At 72.0% G+C, this 16,240-nt stretch carries 13 protein-coding genes and 1 pseudogene; 4 read left to right on the forward strand and 10 right to left on the reverse strand.

The window, feature by feature from the left end:
* Window positions 1-27: 27 nt before the first annotated feature.
* Window positions 28-1,704 carry a DUF885 domain-containing protein gene (locus AB0I28_RS03310; RefSeq protein ID WP_357489059.1) on the forward strand — a complete coding sequence of 559 codons (1,677 nt, stop codon included), beginning with the start codon at window positions 28-30 and terminating at the stop codon, window positions 1,702-1,704.
* Here AB0I28_RS03310 and AB0I28_RS03315 read toward each other — a convergent pair.
* The 7 genes and pseudogenes from AB0I28_RS03315 to AB0I28_RS03345 form a co-directional block, all read right to left on the reverse strand.
* On the reverse strand, window positions 1,673-3,409 hold the full coding sequence (locus tag AB0I28_RS03315) for an ABC transporter ATP-binding protein (RefSeq protein ID WP_357489060.1): 1,737 nt from the start codon (window positions 3,407-3,409) through the stop codon (window positions 1,673-1,675). The genes AB0I28_RS03310 and AB0I28_RS03315 overlap by 32 nt on opposite strands.
* Window positions 3,406-5,109: an ABC transporter ATP-binding protein gene (locus AB0I28_RS03320; RefSeq protein WP_357489061.1), complete on the reverse strand. Its 1,704-nt coding sequence runs from the start codon at window positions 5,107-5,109 to the stop codon at window positions 3,406-3,408. Before AB0I28_RS03320 ends, AB0I28_RS03315 begins: the two co-directional genes overlap by 4 nt.
* Window positions 5,109-6,854 (reverse strand): alpha/beta fold hydrolase, encoded by a 1,746-nt coding sequence (locus tag AB0I28_RS03325; protein WP_357489062.1) that lies wholly within the window; start codon window positions 6,852-6,854, stop codon window positions 5,109-5,111. The genes AB0I28_RS03320 and AB0I28_RS03325 overlap by 1 nt, the downstream gene beginning before the upstream one ends.
* A 136-nt stretch (window positions 6,855-6,990) precedes the next feature.
* Window positions 6,991-7,146, reverse strand: a complete 156-nt coding sequence (locus AB0I28_RS03330) for a hypothetical protein (RefSeq protein ID WP_357489063.1) — start codon at window positions 7,144-7,146, stop codon at window positions 6,991-6,993.
* A 30-nt stretch (window positions 7,147-7,176) separates the two neighbouring features.
* Window positions 7,177-8,295, reverse strand: a complete 1,119-nt coding sequence (locus AB0I28_RS03335) for a lanthionine synthetase LanC family protein (protein ID WP_357489064.1) — start codon at window positions 8,293-8,295, stop codon at window positions 7,177-7,179.
* A 310-nt stretch (window positions 8,296-8,605) separates the two neighbouring features.
* A pseudogene (locus AB0I28_RS03340) lies at window positions 8,606-9,847 on the reverse strand (hypothetical protein); the annotation flags it as partial.
* An 8-nt stretch (window positions 9,848-9,855) separates the two neighbouring features.
* Entirely contained in the window at window positions 9,856-10,911 is a 1,056-nt protein-coding gene (locus AB0I28_RS03345; RefSeq protein WP_357489065.1) for a radical SAM protein, read from the reverse strand.
* Window positions 10,912-11,367: 456 nt separating this feature from the next.
* Here AB0I28_RS03345 and AB0I28_RS03350 point away from each other — a divergent pair, with 456 nt between their 5' ends.
* The 3 genes from AB0I28_RS03350 to AB0I28_RS03360 all read left to right on the forward strand — a co-directional run bounded on the left by AB0I28_RS03350 (window position 11,368) and on the right by AB0I28_RS03360 (window position 13,897).
* Window positions 11,368-12,219 carry an ABC transporter substrate-binding protein gene (locus AB0I28_RS03350; protein WP_357489066.1) on the forward strand — a complete coding sequence of 284 codons (852 nt, stop codon included), beginning with the start codon at window positions 11,368-11,370 and terminating at the stop codon, window positions 12,217-12,219.
* On the forward strand, window positions 12,216-13,052 hold the full coding sequence (locus AB0I28_RS03355) for an amino acid ABC transporter permease (protein ID WP_357489067.1): 837 nt from the start codon (window positions 12,216-12,218) through the stop codon (window positions 13,050-13,052). Before AB0I28_RS03350 ends, AB0I28_RS03355 begins: the two co-directional genes overlap by 4 nt.
* A 107-nt stretch (window positions 13,053-13,159) precedes the next feature.
* Window positions 13,160-13,897 (forward strand): amino acid ABC transporter ATP-binding protein, encoded by a 738-nt coding sequence (locus AB0I28_RS03360; RefSeq protein ID WP_357489291.1) that lies wholly within the window; start codon window positions 13,160-13,162, stop codon window positions 13,895-13,897.
* A gap of 63 nt (window positions 13,898-13,960) precedes the next feature.
* Here AB0I28_RS03360 and AB0I28_RS03365 read toward each other — a convergent pair whose 3' ends face one another.
* Genes AB0I28_RS03365 through AB0I28_RS03375 form a run of 3 tightly spaced genes read right to left on the reverse strand, consistent with a single transcriptional unit; the run spans window position 13,961 to window position 16,174 of the window.
* Window positions 13,961-14,908, reverse strand: coding sequence for an ABC transporter permease subunit (locus AB0I28_RS03365; RefSeq protein WP_357489068.1), 948 nt, complete (start codon window positions 14,906-14,908; stop codon window positions 13,961-13,963).
* Complete coding sequence (locus AB0I28_RS03370) at window positions 14,905-15,774, reverse strand: ABC transporter ATP-binding protein (protein WP_357489069.1); 870 nt, start codon at window positions 15,772-15,774, stop codon at window positions 14,905-14,907. The genes AB0I28_RS03365 and AB0I28_RS03370 overlap by 4 nt, the downstream gene beginning before the upstream one ends.
* 22 nt (window positions 15,775-15,796) lie before the next feature.
* Entirely contained in the window at window positions 15,797-16,174 is a 378-nt protein-coding gene (locus AB0I28_RS03375; RefSeq protein ID WP_357489070.1) for a GntR family transcriptional regulator, read from the reverse strand.
* Between the last annotated feature and the right edge of the window lie 66 nt (window positions 16,175-16,240).

A 16,240-nucleotide genomic window follows, 5' to 3' on the forward strand; every position in this document is an offset into this window, starting at 1 on the left:
ATGTAAGGCTTAGGAGGCGATCGGCTCATGACGAATCCACTCGCGGAACTGGCCCGCGACTACTTCGACGCGGACTGCGCCGCCGAACCCGTCTACGCCACCGCCAACGGGATCACCGGCTACGAGGCCGAGGTGCCCGACCCCGGCCGCGCAGCCGCCCGTGAGCACCGGGACACACTCGGACGCCTCGCCGCCCGCCTGGACGCGATCGACGCCGCCGGCCTCACCGGCGAGGACCGCATCACCCACGCCATGCTCGCCCGCACCATCCGCGACCGGCGCGACGCGCTCGACGACGGCATCACCGAGGTCGGCGTCACGGCGACCACATCCGGTGTCTTCGCCGAGATGATCGCCATCCTTCCCATCGCCAACGTCGCCGACGAGGCACGTGCGCAGGCCTACCTCACCCGCCTGTCCCGGCTCGGCGGCTTCTTCGACGGCCTCGGCCGCCGCTACCTCGACGCCAAGGCCGACGGCCGCTTCCCGACCGCCCTCGGCGTCCGCCAGACCATCGCCCAGCTGGACGGATACCTCACCAACCCGCTGGGCCGCGACCCGCTGCTCGGCATCGAAGCGGCCGGCGCCGCCGATCCCGCCGCCTGGAAGTCCCGCGCAGCGGAACTCGTCGAGAACGTCGTCCGCCCCGCCGTCGCGCGTTACCGCACCACGCTCGCCGAGGAACTCCTCCCCGTCGGGCGCTCCTCCGACAAGGTCGGCGTCGGCAACGTCCCCGGCGGTGAGACCGCCTACCGCAACGCCGCCCGCGCCCACACCACCACCGAACTCACCCCCGAGGAGATGCACGAGACCGGCCTCGCGCTCGTCGCCGGGCTGCGCGAGGAGTTCGCCGAACGCGGCGGCCGCGCCCTCGGCGTCGGCGACACCGCCGAGGTCATCCGTCGCCTGCGCGAGGACCCCGCGCTGCGCTTCGAGACCTCCGCCCAGATCGTCGACTCGGTGACCGGCGCGCTCCGTGCCGCCGAGGAAGCCCTCCCCGGCTGGTTCCGCCACTACGACATCGCCCCCTGCGTCGTCGGCGAGATGGACCCCGTCGAGGCCGCCGACTCCGTCCTCGGCTACTACCTCGCCCCCGCCGCCGACGGAAGCCGGCCCGGCGCCCACGTCGTCAACACCCACCGCCCCGACCTGCGCACCCGCTTCGAGTACGAGGTGCTCGCCTTCCACGAGTCCGTCCCCGGCCACCACCTCCAGTTCGCGCTCGCCCAAGCCCTGCGCGGCATTCCCGACTTCCGCCGCTTCGCCTACGTCACCGCCCACTCCGAGGGCTGGGGCCTCTACAGCGAGCGGCTCAGCGAGGAGATGGGCCTCTACACCAGCGAACTGTCCCGCCTGGGCATGGTGTCCTTCGACGCCTGGCGCGCCTGCCGCCTCGTCGTCGACACCGGGATGCACCACTACGGCTGGTCGCGGATGCGGGCCGTCGAGTACATGCGCGACAACACCGCCCTGTCGGAGAGCAACATCGCCAACGAGGTCGACCGCTACATCGCCTGGCCCGGACAGGCGCTCGCCTACATGGTCGGACGCCTGAGCATCGATCGCGCCAGGGCCCGGGCGCGGGCCGCCCTCGGCACGGCCTTCGACGTCCGCGAGTTCCACCACCGGGTCCTCGCGCACGGATCGATCCCGCTCGACATCCTCGACGACGTCATCGACCGCTGGACGAGCGGAGCGCGGTGACGCCGGACTCGCAGTCCCAGAAGCCGGTGAGCGCCGCGTAGGGGGCGCACGTCGCGGCCAGTTCGGCGTCCGTGCCGAAATAGGCGCAGTCCCCGTCGAGGAGCAGCACGGCCCCCGCCCGCCGCGCCGAACTGATCCGGTGGGCGATGACCACGAGGGAACCCGGCCGCTCGGCGAACGCGGCCTCGGCCCGTTCCTCGGCGGCCGGGTCGAGCAGGCAGGTCGCCTCGTCGAGCACCACGATCCCTGCGGGGGAGGCGTGCACGCGTGCCAGCGCGACCAGCTGCCGCTCCCCGCCGGACAGCTCGACCCCGCCCGAACCGACCACGGTGGACAGCCCACCGACCCGGTCGACGAGTTCGCCCAGCCCGACGGCCCGCGCCGAACGCAGCAGCGCGGCCTCGTCGGCACCCGGCGCCAGATAGCCGATGTTCTCCGCGAGCGTCCCGGTGAAGACATAGGCCTCCTGCGGGATCAGCGCGACCGTCCGGCGCAGCGCGGTGGCCGAAATCCCGGCGATGTCGGCGCCCCCGAGCAGCACCCGGCCACTTCGAGGCCTGCGCAGACCGCACAGCAGGTCGGCGAGCGTCGACTTGCCGATTCCGCTGGCGCCGACGATGGCGAGATGGCCCCCCGCCGCAAGATCCAGCTCCAGTCCCGCCACGACCGGTGCCGAGCGCTCGCCGTAGGCGAAGGTCAGATCGTGGACGGACAGGTCGAGCGGGCCGAGCGGTGACGCGGACGCCTCGGCGGCGGGCTTGGATCCGAGGGTCTCGCCGAGCCGGTTGAGGTTGACGTACAGGTCGAGGCCCCAGCCGCCCAGCAGGCCGATGACACCGCGCAGGGCGGGTTCGAGACTGACCGACAGGTAGGTGACCGCGCCGACGACCTCGCCCGGTGACAGCCGCCCGTCGCGCAGGAGCCACGGCGCGGCGGCGAGCACCGCGACCAACGGCAGCTGCCCGCCGAGGAAGACCAGCAGATGGCGGGTGGCGAAGACGCGCGCGAGTCCTCGCGTCACGCGCGCCTCCTCGTCGATCTTCACGCCGACCTCGGCGGCCGCGCGCCCGGCCGCGCCGCACGCGATCACGTCACGCGCGCCGTGCAGGACCGCGCCGGCCTCGGCGGCGACGTCCTCACCGGCGAGCAGCACGCCCCGGTGCCGCCGGGCGAGACCGGGCAGCACCAGGACGAAGAGCCCCAGCGCCAGCAGGACCGAGACCGCACTGATCGCGGCGACGAGGGGCGCGAGCAGGGCCAGCCCGGCGAGCGCGGCGAGGACCGTGAAGAGGATCTGCCGGACCGTCCGGAGCAGGGCGAAGAGCAGATTGCGGACCGACTGGACCTGTCCGGTGAGCCGCGCGACGGCCGAGGCGTCGTTTTCGCCGTCCTCGGCCGCCGAGGTCACCGCGCCCGACACCGCGGCCGAGAGCAGCGCGTCCCTCACCGGTTCGACGATCTCGGTCAGGTAGGGGAACAGCTTCCGGGTGGCCGCGACGCCGACGAGGGAGGCGGCCAGGAGCAGCGCGAGTTGGCCGAGCCCGGCCCACAGCCGGCCGGCGACGAAGGCGTCGGTCGCGGCGGCGATCAGCAGGCCGGACGCCAGCGCGGGCGTCGCCTCGACCACCGACCACGCCGCGAGCCGCAGCAGTGGTGATCGGCGCTCGCGCAAGGAGCTGAGGAGCACAGCGGTGCCGGGCTTCACGAGTCCGCCTCTCCGCCGAAGACGGCCCGGTAGCCGGGTTCTTCGGTCCACAGCCGACGGTGCGGCCCCAAGGCCCGCACGCGACCGCCGTCGAGCCACGCGACCAGGTCGGCCCGCGCGGCGGTCGAGGCCCGGTGGGCGACGACCAGCCGGGTCCGTCCCGCCAGGCGCGCCGTCAGCGCCTCGGCGACCTGCGCCTCGGTCACGGTGTCGAGGCCCGAGGTGGCGTCATCGAGGACGAGTACCTTGCCGTCCGCGGCCAGCGCGCGGGCCAGGCCGAGTCGCTGCGTCTCCCCTCCGGAGAGCGGGGCCGCCGACATCGGCGTGTCGTAGCCGTCCGGGAGGCGCTGGACGAACTCGTCGGCCGACGCCGTCCTCGCCGCGTCCCGGACCCGTTCGCCGCCTCCGCCGTAGGCGACGGCCTCGGCAACGGTCGCGCCGAGCAGGACCGGCCGGTCGAAGGCGTAGGCGAAGTCCCGGCGCAGTCGCTCGGCGGGTATGCGGGTGAGGGGGACTCCATCGAGGCGCACCTCGCCTTCGTCGGGCGTCAGGAGGCCGCCGGCGAGAAGCGCGAGGCTGCTCTTGCCCGAGCCGGAGCGCCCGACGACGGCCACACAGGAACCGGCCTCGACTTGCAGGTCGAGGCCGTCGAGCACGATCCGCTCGTCGTGCCTGAGCCCGACACCGTGGAAGGAGAGGGAACCGGGACCCGCCGGCGGCTCGCGGCCGGTGAAGGCGGCGGCCACGGGTTCGTCGAGGAGGGCGGTGACCCGTTCGGTGTTGGCGTCGGCCTCGGCGAGGGTCACGAGGTTGTCGACCTGGTCGAGGAAGCCGAGCGCGATGGACAGGTACATCGCCGCGGCGAGGAAGTCGCCGGGTGTCAGCCGTCCGGCGGCCACACCGGCACCGGCCACGGCGAGCACGCCGACCCGGAAGACGGTGATGACCGTGTCGATCTTCCACGCGATCGCGCGCTGCGTGTCCCAGGTGCGCACACCGGCCGCGCGCAGGTCCGGGAGCGGCTGGAGGACCCGGTCGATCTCGCGTCCGGCGGTCCCGCTCGCCCGGATCGTGCGCGATCCGCCGAGGGCGTCGGCGAGTCTCCCCGAGATCGCTCCGAGCAGGTCGAGGTAGCGGGCGTAGCGGTCGGTGACGTCCCTGGTGAGCCTGCGCAGCAGGTAGGTCGAGGGCAGCGCGCCGAGCAGGAAGACCGCGCCGAGGCGCCAGTCGATCAGCCACAGCGCGACCAGACCTCCGAGGGTGGTCAGCGCGGACAGGGCCATGTAGGCCAGAGCGGGCACGGCGTGCCCGGCGGCGCTGGTGTTCCCGGCGAGCCTGGCCACCAGATCGCCGGGCGGATACCGCCGCAGACCGCCGATGCCCAGGGCGAGGACGTGGCGCGTGAACCGGTGGCGCAACCGAGCGGTGACGCCGGTGCTCGCGGCGGTGTCCGCCAGGCCGCCGGCGGCCTCGCACGCCACCCGTAGCACCAGCAGTCCGGCGAGGAGCGCGAGCGCCCGGGGCGCTGTGCGGCCGTCGAGCACCCCGTCGACGACGTCGGCGAGTAGCAGGGGCATGAGCAGGGAGGCGCCCTGCGCGACGAGTTCGAAGGCGAAGGAACCCGCCGTGGCAAGCGGCGCGAGGACCGCCAGGCGCGGCAGCCGGAAGCGGTCGCGCGCCGGTGCCCCGGTCTCGTCCATCACGGGGCTCCGTTCAGCAGGAAGGCGACGAGCTCGGTGGTCAGGGCCGCTCCGCCGGGCCCGTTGAGCGGGTCGTGGCCGCCTTCGGCCGATTCGCGATAGTGGACCTCGTCCGGGCGCAGCCGCCCGGCGGTCCGCAGTCGCTCGACGAGTCGCCGGGAATGGGCGACGGGGATCACGTCGTCGCGGGCGCCGTGGATGCAGAACACCGGCGCGGCGATGTGGGCGGCGAGCCGGTCGAGGTCGCGCGGGCCGAGGTCGTCGGTCGGCTCCGCGCGCCCCCGGAGGCGGTCGATCATCGACCGGACGGCGCTGGAGGCGTCGGCGTAGAGGCGCTCCGCCGAAAGGAACGGCGCGACCGCGGCGCAGCGCGACCAACCGTCCGGCTCGGCTGCGGCGGCGAGAAGCGCGAGAAAGGCCCCGTAGCTCGTTCCGAACAGCGCCGGCGGCGCGCCGCCGCGATCGGCGGCGAGTGTCCGCCGCAGGTAGAGCACGTCGGCGAGGTCGGGACCGCCCCAGGAGCCGTCGATCGCGCGGCGGTGGGCGGTGCCGTAACCGACACTGCCGCGCTGATTCGGCGCGACGACGGCGATTCCGGCCGCCGAGCACGCGCGCAGCACGGGGTCCCAGGCGAACTCCCAGGCCGCCTCCGGGCCGCCGTGCAGGGCCAGGACCACGACTCCGGCGGAGCGACGGTCGCCGTAGCAGACTGCCTCGATCGATCCGGCCGGTCCGTCGAAGCACTCCAGCCTCGCCTCCGCAGCCGCACCGCCGGGCAGCGCAGGCGCAAGAGCGTGCCCTTGCTCGTTGATCGTGGCCAGGACCGCGGGAGAGGCCGGGGTCGTGTACACCAGGTGCAGGCCGCGCCTTCCCCATCCCGCGGCACGGATCACCCCCGGTGGCAGCTCGACGTCGGCGACCTCGTCGGAACCGACCTCGCCGACCAGCAGCCGCGATGTCGCACCCTCGGTGAGGCGAAACGCCAGCATGGTCCCGGTCGGATCGAAGGCCAGTGGCCGCAGCGAGCCCGTGCTTCCTTCCAGTGCGGGTGGACAGCGCAGCCGGGAGCCGTCCGGGTCGAGCCAGCCGACGACGGTTCCGTGCGGTCCCCGCGCGGTGCCCAGGACCTTCCCGAACGGCGAGACCGCCAGCGGCGCCACGCTCAGGTCCGTCCGCGCCGTCATTCCCGAAGCGGTGTCGACACGCAGGACCCGCCGTTCACCTCCCGCGATGACCGTGGCCGTGAGCGTCCGTCCGGAGGCGTCCCACCACACTGGGCCGGTCACCCTGCCCTCGAAGCAGGACACGGCCCGCCGGGCGAGGCTGATCGACTCGACGGCGTAAAGGGTCGTGCGCTCACCGCCGTGGCACAGCAGCAGCCAGGCCAGCACCGACGGGTCCCGGCTGACCAGTCCTCGCAGCGCCTCGCCGGGCGGCGCGCCGACGGGCTGCTCCCCATAGGAGGAGAGGACGCCGAGGCGACGGCCGGTCGGCCCACTGTGGATCCCCAGGACCCGGCCGTCGGCGCACGGCACCAACTGCGTTCCCTCCAGTGGGAGCTCATCGCTCGGCAGGATCCGCGACACCGGCCGCGGCCCGGTCAGCGACCACGCCTCGACCAGCGGACGCGGCGAGCCGTCGGCCACCAGGCAGGCGCCGCGCTCACCGTCGGCGGAGAACTGGAAGCTCAGCCGACGGGGGATCACGCCCGCGACGGGGGCTCTGGGCGCGGATCGGGCGGGCATCCCGGCCTCCTCACGGGCTCACGGGTTCATCGGGCACGGCGTAACATCCACAGATGGACCACGTGCCGACGGACTGTCTTCGGCCGTGGAGCCCTGTTCGGAGCACCTGGTTCGTGCTCCGAACAGGGCCTCGCGATCACTTGCTGGGCTTGAAGGTCACCTGGCAGGTGTGACCGCAGGTGTAGCTGCAGGGGTACAGACCGACCTCGGTCTCCTCGTCATGCAGCACCTGGAGAGCTTCCACGTCCGTCTCGGGCGTGATGTTCGTCAGGTCGAATTCCATCGTGTTCACCTCCTCCGTTTCGTGCGTAGGGTCTTTCGTTCACCTGTCTCCGGTGAACGCTTCGGGCAGCCACAAACGGCGTCCGCCGTTTCGCAGCCGCGTCAGGTAGGCCAGCACGCCGGCCAGTCCGGTGCCGAAGTCGGCGCTGACGCCGACGCCGGACTCGTCGGGCACGACCACGCGCCCGGAGCGCAGGACGGACCGCGTCGCCAGCGAGTCGGCGATCTCGCCGGCCCAGTCCCGATACCGCTCGTCGCCGGTCACGGCGGCCAGGTCGAGGAGGAACTCTCCGTCGCCGGCGAGCCCGTGGCACTGGCAGGTGCCGGCGTGCCGCCGGGCGCGCCGGACGGTTCCGGCGGCGGCCTCGGCGAGGGCGAGCGAGTGCGGATCCTCGGTGGTCAGCCACAACTGGGCCAGGAAGGTGCCGACGCCCGAGGCGCCCGCGCACCAGTTGTTCTTGATCGGGCCTCCGGCGACGTCGGGCCAGCGGGCCGCGCCGTCGTCGATCCGCGCGAGCTTGGCCAGGCCCCGCCCGGCCTCGGCGGCCAGTTCGCCGAAGTCCTCGCGGCCGGTCGCCCGGTGCGCGGCGAGGAGGAAGGCCCCGATCCCGGCGGTGCCGTGCGCGAAGCCGTAGTGAGCCGACCCCGCGAAGACCGACGGGGAGGATTTCGGCACCGGCCAGATGAGCAGTCCGCCGTCGTGCACCGCCCGCTCGGCGAGCAACTCGGCGGCCTCGACGGCCCTGCGGCCGAACTCCTCGTCGCCGGTGGCGGCGGCGAAGTGCAGCCAGGTCAGCCCGGCACCGGCCAGGCCGTGGCACACGTCGGGATTGTCGACGGCGGTGGGCAGCCGGCGGGCCAGAGCCACGGCCGACTCGACGAGCGGCGCCATGCCGAGGTCGAGCCCGGTGTCCAGCAGTGCCCAGGCGGTCCCGGCGCGTCCGAAGTGGATTCCGGGCAGCACCGGGCCTTCCGGCGCGACGCGCGCGTCGATCCAGGCGGCGATGTCGCGGATCGACTCGCGCAGCACCGCGTCGCGCGGCCGCACCAGCCGCAGGGCGGCGAGGACTCCGGCGGCGCCGTGCTGGACGTTGAGCGGGTCGGTTCGCGCGGCGAAGGCATCCTGCGGCCACAGGCGATCGGGGTTGTCGAGGTCCATCGTGGCCCAGGTGCCCGACGAGGCCGTCGACGGCGAGCTCGCCGCAGGGCACGCGGCGCCTCGGTGCCGGCGCCGGTGAGGCGTCGTCGAGGGCGGAGATCGCGGCCCGCACGGCCTCGATTCCCGGGCGGCGGGCCGGGTCGGGGTCCATCAGCGCGATGATCGTGGGCGCCAGCGAGGCGGCGGCGGTGTTGCCCTCGCCGAGCCGGGTGAGCCAGGCGGCGATCCTCCCGGGCGCCTTGCGGACCGGTGGTTCGTCGGCGGCCAGCTGCGGGTCGATGCCGGTCACCAGGTGGAAAAGGGTCGCCCCGAGGGCGAACAGGTCGGCGGTCGAGTCGGGAGCGGGTGCCAGCCAGGCGGCCTCGACCTGCTCGGGAGCGCCGTAAGCGGGCGTGTAGGCGCGTACGACCGGCTCGCCCGGTACGGCGACCAGTTCGAGGTCGATGATCCGCACCCGCATCCGGCCGTCGACCATCACGTTGCCGGGACTGAGGTCGCGCAGCACGAAGCCGGCACCGTGGACGCGTTCCACCACGTCGCACAGTCCGCGTGCGATCCGCGCGACGGAGGCCGGCGGCGGGCCCCAGTCGGACTCGTCCGCCCGCACATTGCGGGCGACCCACAGCCGCAGGTTCTGCCCCGCGATGGCCTTCTCGACCAGGAAGAGGTCGCCCTGCTGGGTGAAGGTCTCCACGAAGCCGGGAGTCAGGCCCGATCCGTTGAAGCGCAGCAGGAGGTCGGCCTCGTGGCGCAGCACGGTGCGGGCGTCGGCTCCGGAGAGGTCGGCGCCGCTGTGGCGGCGGGCCTGCTTGACGATGACGGCGACGCCGTCGCTTTGGTCGGTGGCCCGGTAGACCCCGCCGGTGAAGGAGTGCCGCACGGCGCCGGTCACCAGGTAGCGGTCGTTGAGCAGGACCGGGCCGCCGGTGCCCGCCGCGCGCGGCTCACGGGTCACCGTCAGCGGGTCGGGCGGGGCCCAGTCGGGCGCCTTGAACCACGCTTCGCGCCGGTCGAGGACCAGCGTTCCATCGGGGGCCCGCAGCATCGACTCGAAGGTGCCGTCGGCCGACAGGGCCTCGACGCCGGTGAACACACCGAAGCGGTAGTGGACGAGGCTTCCCGGCCGCACCGGCCGGTCGGAGAGGATCCCCGGGCCGGGCAGGCCCCTGGTCGCCTCGTCGAGTTCGGCGGTCAGTTCGCGCCAGGCCTCGCCTTCGTGGGGCGGGTAGGCGGTGATGAACTTCCCGCCGCCGCCGCGCGGGGCATGCGCGGCGCCGAGTTCGCGCACGGCGTCGAGGTCGGCGGCGAACTTGAACGGACAGCGACGGCGGGCGAGGATGTCGGCCGCGCGTGCCAGGACGACGGGCGCGGACAGGGGAGTCGCCGAGATGTGCAGCTTCCAGCCCTGCACGGGACCGCCGCCGGCGAAGGGCTCGGCGAGATACCAGTCCCCGTTGGGCTTGACCTGCCAGTCGACGAGTCCGTGGCGGGCGAGGGCGGAGCGTGCGCAGTCGGCGAGCAGACCGTTCCCGGGTGGTGAGACGGCACCCATGGCCCGGCCTAGCCGTCCGCGCCGGGACTCGGGTAGGCCGGCCGCGCGCCGATTCTGGCGCGGACCTCCTCGGTGCCGAAATGCTCGTCGATCTTGCGGGTCGCCTCGGCCCACTGCGGCCAGGTCCGCGCGCCCGCCAGCGCCGCGGTCACGAAGGGATCGCTCCAGCGCTCGACCGAGCGCTTCCACAGCTCCGGAGCGGGCTCGCGCAGCAGGTTGCCGACGGTGCCCTCGTAGATGGGCATCGCGCGCACCTCACCGTCGGGCTCGACCTGCATCGCGGGGAAGACCATCCCGTCGGCGATCAGGTCCGGATGCATCTGGAGCTCCCGGTTGCCGGTGGTCTGCACGTCGACCGTCGAGGGCGCCAGGCCGCTCAGCAGCGCCCGGAACGCCGTGCCGGTCAGCCGGTCCACCTGGTCCTCGGTGAGCAGCTCGTGACGGGCGAAGCCCTCCCGGCTGGCGAGCCCCGAGGGGACGACGGCGCCGAACAGGACCGTGTGCAGCATCGGGAAGCGGGGGAGCACCTCGCGGCAGAAGCGTTCGAGCCCGTCGACGTTGCCGCGCATCACGACACTGTCGATGCCGAAGCGGAAGGGCGCCTGGCCCGCGGTGTAGCGCAGGTCGGCCTCCTTGTTCAGCGCGGACAGGGCCGCCATGGCCCGCTCGAAGGAGCCGGCACGGCCGCGGATCCGGTCGTGGGTGGCGGCGTCGGCCCCGTCCACGCTGATGTGGATCTCGCTGAAACAGTCCATGAGTTCGCCCGCCGCGCGAGGCGTCAGCGACCAGCCACTGGTGTAGATCGCCGTCTCGATACCGGCCGCACGGATGCGGGAGGCGAGCGAGCACAGGTTCGGCACGCTCATCGGCTCACCGCCGGAGAAGGCGATCTGGCCGGGACGCAGAGAGATCAGCGCGTCGGCGACGGTCTCCAGTTCGGCGGCGGACAGCTGCCGGGAGGGCCTGCGGCCCGACTCCGAATAGCAGTGGACGCACCGTAACGGACAGGCGTAGGTGATGTCCCAGATGACGTAGGACGGTCCGGCGAGAACAGAAGACTCCATCGGTGGCTCCCCCAGGTTCGCTTCACCGCAAGCTTCCGGCCGTCGGCGCGCGCTGTCACTCGACTGACCCGCCATGGTGTTTCGTTGATCGGCGTCGGGAATGGCGCGTAATGGCGTACTCGGCGCCGGATCATCCGGTCCGGCACCGCCGAACCACAGGTCCCGGGCGACGGACGGACCGCGGTTTCCGGACCGTCGGCCGTCACCCGGCGGAGGGACGCCAGGCTCACTGAAGAACCCGTCGACAGGGCTCTGACCAGCCGGAACACGTCTCGGATGATCAATGGCAACAAAGCGGACACCGGACCGGCATAGTCTCATCGGGTCGGAGGCCGGGCACCGGCGGCTGCCCCTCCGATTGCCCTCGGGCACAGAGTTATAACAACCATTCACCGACCCCCCGCACAGGCATTGACGCATCTAAACTGCTCGAACCTTGACCGTAGACATATCCCCATGGAGGTCCCCGTGGTTATTGGACGCCACCGCCGGCTGGCGGCACTCGGCGGGCTCGTGCTCGCCGCGACTTTGGCGGTGACCGCGTGCGCCAAAGAGCAGACGTCGACCGAGACGCCCTCGGGTGCGTCGGTCGTCCTGGTCGAAGCGGGAGCCCTGACCGTTTGCACGAGCCTTCCCTACCCGCCCTTCCAGGAGGACGTCGACGGCAAGGTCCAGGGCTTCGACGTCGACATCGTCGACCTCGCCGCGGCCAAGCTGGGCGTGACCCAGAAGATCGTCGACATGCAGTTCGACCAGATCAAGAGCGGCGCCGCCCTTGAGGCCGGCACCTGCGACCTCGCCGCCGCCGGTATGACGATCACCGACGAGCGCAAGCAGCACCTGACCTTCTCGGACCCGTACTTCGACGAGGCCATCGCCTTCATGACCCCGACCGGCAAGAAGATCATGTCGATCGACGAGGTGAAGTCGCAGAACCTGACGCTCGGCGTGCAGACCGCCACCACCAGCCTGAGCTACGCCCAGGACAACGGTCTCGACCCGAAGCAGTTCAACGACGCCGGCAAGCAGCTCGAGGCGCTCAAGGCGGGCACCGTCGACGTGATCCTCCAGGACCTTCCGGTCATCTCCGAGTGGCTCAAGAAGTCCGAGATCGGTTCCGCCTTCGAACTGGGCGGCACGATCACGACCGGCGCCCAGTACGGCTTCGGCCTGAAGAAGGCCGCCGACCCGGTGCTCCTCAAGGCCATCAACGAGGCCCTCAGTGAGGCCCGCGCCAACGGCAAGTACGACGAGATCTACCAGAAGTGGATCGGCGCCGCGCCCGTCCCCGGCCCGAGCGGTTCATGAGTAACACGGCCAAAGCCGAACCCGGTCCGCGCTCGCGGACCGGGTTCACGCCCCGGCAGCGCCGCAAGGTCGGCATCGGCGGGCAGTACGTCGCGCTCGTCGCCGTCGCGATCCTCGCGATCACGATGGTCGACTGGGAGCGCATCCAGGTCAACTTCTTCAACGTCGACATGCTCGGCGAGGTGTGGCCCGAGCTGTTCACCGTCGGCCTGGTCAACACCGTCATCTACACGGTCTCCGGTTACACCCTGGGCTTCCTGCTCGGCCTGCTGATCGCGGTCATGCGGCTGTCGGCGCTGCGGCTCAACCGGATCCTCGCGCACGGCTACATCGAGATCTTCCGCGGCGTTCCGGCGCTGCTGGTGTTCCTCATCCTCGCCTTCGGTCTTCCGATCGCGATGCCCGGCCGTGAGCTGCCGTTCCCGCCGTTCGGCACGGTCGCGCTCGCGCTCGGCCTGGTCTCGGCCGCCTACATGGCGGAGACCTTCCGGGCGGGCATCCAGGCCGTCCCGAAGGGACAGGTCGAGGCCGCCCGCTCGCTGGGCATGTCGGCGCCCCGGGCGATGATCACGATCGTGCTGCCGCAGGCGATCCGGATCGTGATCCCGCCGCTGACCAACGAGCTGATCCTGCTGTTCAAGGACTCCTCGCTGGTGTTCGCCATCGGGATCACGGCGGGCACCGCCGACCTGTCCAAGATCGGCAACGACCTGGCCACCGAGCACAGCAACTCGACACCGTTCGTGCTGGCCGGCCTGACCTACCTGCTGATCACGATCCCGCTGGGCTATCTCGTCCGGCGGCTGGAAGCCCGACAGGCGAAGGCGAGGTGACGGGGGCGATGAGCGAGAACCAGAACCCCGAGCCGGCCACGGAGGCGGCCGCGGAGCACGAGTCCGAGGTCCCCGCCGAGCACGGCTACGAGCCCGCCGGACGGGCCATGGTCAGCATCCGGGGGCTGCACAAGTCCTTCGGGGATCTCCAGGTCCTCAAGGGCATCGACGTCGAGGTCAAGGCCGGCGAGGTCGTGTGCGTGATCGGCCCGTCGGGTTCGGGGAAGTCGACGCTGCTGCGCTGCGTGAACCTCCTCGAACAGCCCAGCGCGGGCGAGATCGAGGTCGACGGGGTCGTGCTGACCGACCGCGACTGCGATCTCGACCGGGCCCGCCGCCGCATCGGCATGGTGTTCCAGCAGTTCAACCTCTTCCCGCACCTCAACGTGCTGGAGAACGTCACGGTCGCGCTGCGCAAGGTCCTCAAGGTCGACAAGGCGACCGCGCGCAAGACCGCGCGGGAGCAGCTGGCCTCGGTCGGTGTCGGCGAGAAGGCCGAGGAGTTCCCGGCCCGCCTCTCCGGCGGCCAGCAGCAGCGTGTGGCGATCGCCCGTGCGCTGGCGATGAAGCCGCACCTGATGCTCTTCGACGAGCCCACGTCGGCGCTCGACCCCGAGCTCGTCGGCGACGTGCTCACGGTCATGCGCGACCTGGCCGAGTCGGGCATGACCATGCTCGTGGTCACCCACGAGATGGGCTTCGCCCGCGAGGTCGCCGACCGGGTGATCTTCATGGACGGTGGTGTCATCGTCGAGCAGGGCACGCCCGCGCAGGTCATCGGGGATCCGCAGCACGAGCGGACCCGCACCTTCCTGCACCGGGTGCTGCACCCCATCGACGACTGAGCAGAACGGCGAAGCCCCCGACCCGCCACGGGCCGGGGGCTTCGCCGTTTCCGCCGGCCGCCCCTAGTTGCTGACTCGCCGCACGGCCCAGGCTCCGGCGCCCACGACCAGTAGCGCGACACCGGCGAACAGCGCGGTCTCGGTGAGCTGGAAGCGCCAGAAGCGGTCGGCCGGATGGTAGGCGATGTAGAACGCGTCGATGCCCTGCGCGCGCATGCACTCCTCGGGTCCGCCGCAGTCGGGCTTGAACTGGGGCTCGACCTCGTTGCCGGCCGCGTCGAGGTAGGCGTGGTCGACCTGCCACGTGTCGCTCAGCGTCTGCTCGTCCTCGGTGGGCCCGTCCAAGCCGATCGACTCGGTCCGCCCGACCGGCTCGGCGTAGTGCTCGCGCAGGAATCCGCCGACACCGACGAGCAGCACGATGTAGAGCACGATCGTCACCACCATCGCTCCGAGCGTGTTGCGCAGCAGGAGTCCGGCCGTCGATCCGATCGCGAAGGCGAGGACGGTGTAGGCGGCCACGACCAGGCCCTGCGTCTCGAACCCGGGTGTGCGGACCGGGCTGGAGGTCAGGTAGGCGAGCGGGTCGAAAGCCCAGGTCGCCACCAGTCCGAGCAACAGCATCCCCGCCAGCGCCGGCAGGGCTCCCACGGCGAGCTTCGTCGCCCACCAGCGGGTCCGGCCGATCGCCTGCGTCAACGCGAAGACGTGGGTGCCGCGCTCGATCTCGCGGGCGAAGAGCGGGCCGCCGACGAAGGCGCCGACCACCGGCGGCAGCGCGAACAGCAGCAGGATCAGCGGCGTCTGAATGCCGCCGAAGGCCTCGTAGAACTCGTGGAGGGCGTTGGAGTCACAACCGGGCCCGGCTGTGGCGCAGCCGGCGATGCCGTGGTCGTCCATGTAGGACGTCGCGACCAGACGCAGGACCGTCATCGCCGCCGCGATGGCGGCGCCGAGGCCCAGGGTGGCGAGAACGGTGAGGCGCTGCTGGCGCCAGGCGACCCAGATCACGCCGCGCTCCTCTCACCGTTGGCGCGCAGATACGAGAGCACGAGTTCCTCCAGGTTGGGCTGGTCGCTGTCCCAGTCGGGCAGGTCGACCGGTTCGGTCGTGCGCAGGAGTACGGTCGCCTGCCGCGGGGTCGTCCTCGCCTGGACCACCGTGTGCGGGCCGAAGTCCATCCCGCCGGCCGGCTTGGCGCCGATGAGGAGCCGGTGCCCGGCGAGCAGCTCGTCGACGTCGCCGGAGATCGCCACGGACCCGTCGACGATGAGGACGAGGTGGTCGCAGACCTCTTCGAGTTCGGCGAGGACGTGCGAGGAGAGCAGCACGGTCATGCCAGTCTCGGCGACTTCGGCCATCAGCGTGCGCATGACGTCCTCGCGGGCGAGCGGATCGAGGTCGGCGAGCGGTTCGTCGAGCATCAGCAGGCGGGGTCTGCGGCCCAGCGCGAGGGCGAGCGCGACTCGCGTGCGCTGGCCGCCCGACAGGCTCCCGATCTTGGCGTTGAGCGGTACACGCGCCTCGGCGATGAGCCCTTCGGCGTATTCCTGGTCCCAGCCGGTGTTGAGTTCGCGGCCCGCGCGCAGCATCTCGGCGACCGTGAAGGTCGGGTAGAGGGGCTTGTCCTGGCCGAGGAAGGCGAGGCCGTCGGGGCTTCCCCTGCCGTCGGGGGTGTTGCCGAAGACGGTGACCTCGCCTTCGGTCGGGCGCAGGAGCCCGGCGGCCAGCGCCATCAGCGTGCTCTTGCCGGCGCCGTTGGGGCCGACGAGGGCGGACACGCGGCCGGTCGGGAGCTGGAACGTGCAGTCGCGCAATCCCCATGCGCGCCGGTACTTCTTGCCCAGGGCTCGGGCTTCGAGAGCGTGTGTGCTCACTGTGATCCTTCGTTCGAGGTGGTCAGTAGCGCTCGTCCAGCACGGACGTGACGAGCGCCTCGACGTCTTCGCGTTCGAGCCCTGCGGCCAGCGCGTCACCGACCCAGGAGTCGATGGCCGCGCGCAGCGGGCCGTCACTGGCGAGTTCGGGTTGGGCCAGCGAGCGCTTGACGAAGGTGCCGAGCCCCGGGCGGGGTTCGACGAGTCCTTCGCGTTCGAGCTCGCGGTAGGCCTTCAGGACCGTGTTCGGGTTGATCGCGGTGGCGGCCACGACCTCCCTGGCGGTCGGGAGACGATCACCCGGCGCCAGCATGCCCAGCCGGAGTGCGTGCCGCACCTGGTGGACGAGCTGGAGGTAGGTGCTGACTCCCGAGCGCCGGTCGATCCGGAACTCGATCATGCGTCACCACCCTTTCACTAGTTGAGTAGTGGAAGCATGATGCCTGAGGCTAGCCAGTGGATTCGC

The organism is Phytomonospora sp. NPDC050363, from assembly GCF_040655735.1.
Classification (GTDB): domain Bacteria; phylum Actinomycetota; class Actinomycetes; order Mycobacteriales; family Micromonosporaceae; genus Phytomonospora.

Excerpts from the sequence above, each read along its gene's own strand:
- AB0I28_RS03310 (WP_357489059.1), top strand. The coding sequence starts at position 28 with ATGACGAATCCACTCGCGGAACTGGCCCGCGACTACTTCGACGCGGAC.
- AB0I28_RS03320 (WP_357489061.1), bottom strand. The coding sequence starts at position 5,109 with ATGGACGAGACCGGGGCACCGGCGCGCGACCGCTTCCGGCTGCCGCGC.
- AB0I28_RS03325 (WP_357489062.1), bottom strand. The coding sequence starts at position 6,854 with ATGCCCGCCCGATCCGCGCCCAGAGCCCCCGTCGCGGGCGTGATCCCC.
- AB0I28_RS03335 (WP_357489064.1), bottom strand. The coding sequence starts at position 8,295 with ATGGACCTCGACAACCCCGATCGCCTGTGGCCGCAGGATGCCTTCGCC.
- AB0I28_RS03345 (WP_357489065.1), bottom strand. The coding sequence starts at position 10,911 with ATGGAGTCTTCTGTTCTCGCCGGACCGTCCTACGTCATCTGGGACATC.
- AB0I28_RS03350 (WP_357489066.1), top strand. The coding sequence starts at position 11,368 with ATGGAGGTCCCCGTGGTTATTGGACGCCACCGCCGGCTGGCGGCACTC.
- AB0I28_RS03355 (WP_357489067.1), top strand. The coding sequence starts at position 12,216 with ATGAGTAACACGGCCAAAGCCGAACCCGGTCCGCGCTCGCGGACCGGG.
- AB0I28_RS03360 (WP_357489291.1), top strand. The coding sequence starts at position 13,160 with ATGGTCAGCATCCGGGGGCTGCACAAGTCCTTCGGGGATCTCCAGGTC.
- AB0I28_RS03375 (WP_357489070.1), bottom strand. The coding sequence starts at position 16,174 with ATGATCGAGTTCCGGATCGACCGGCGCTCGGGAGTCAGCACCTACCTC.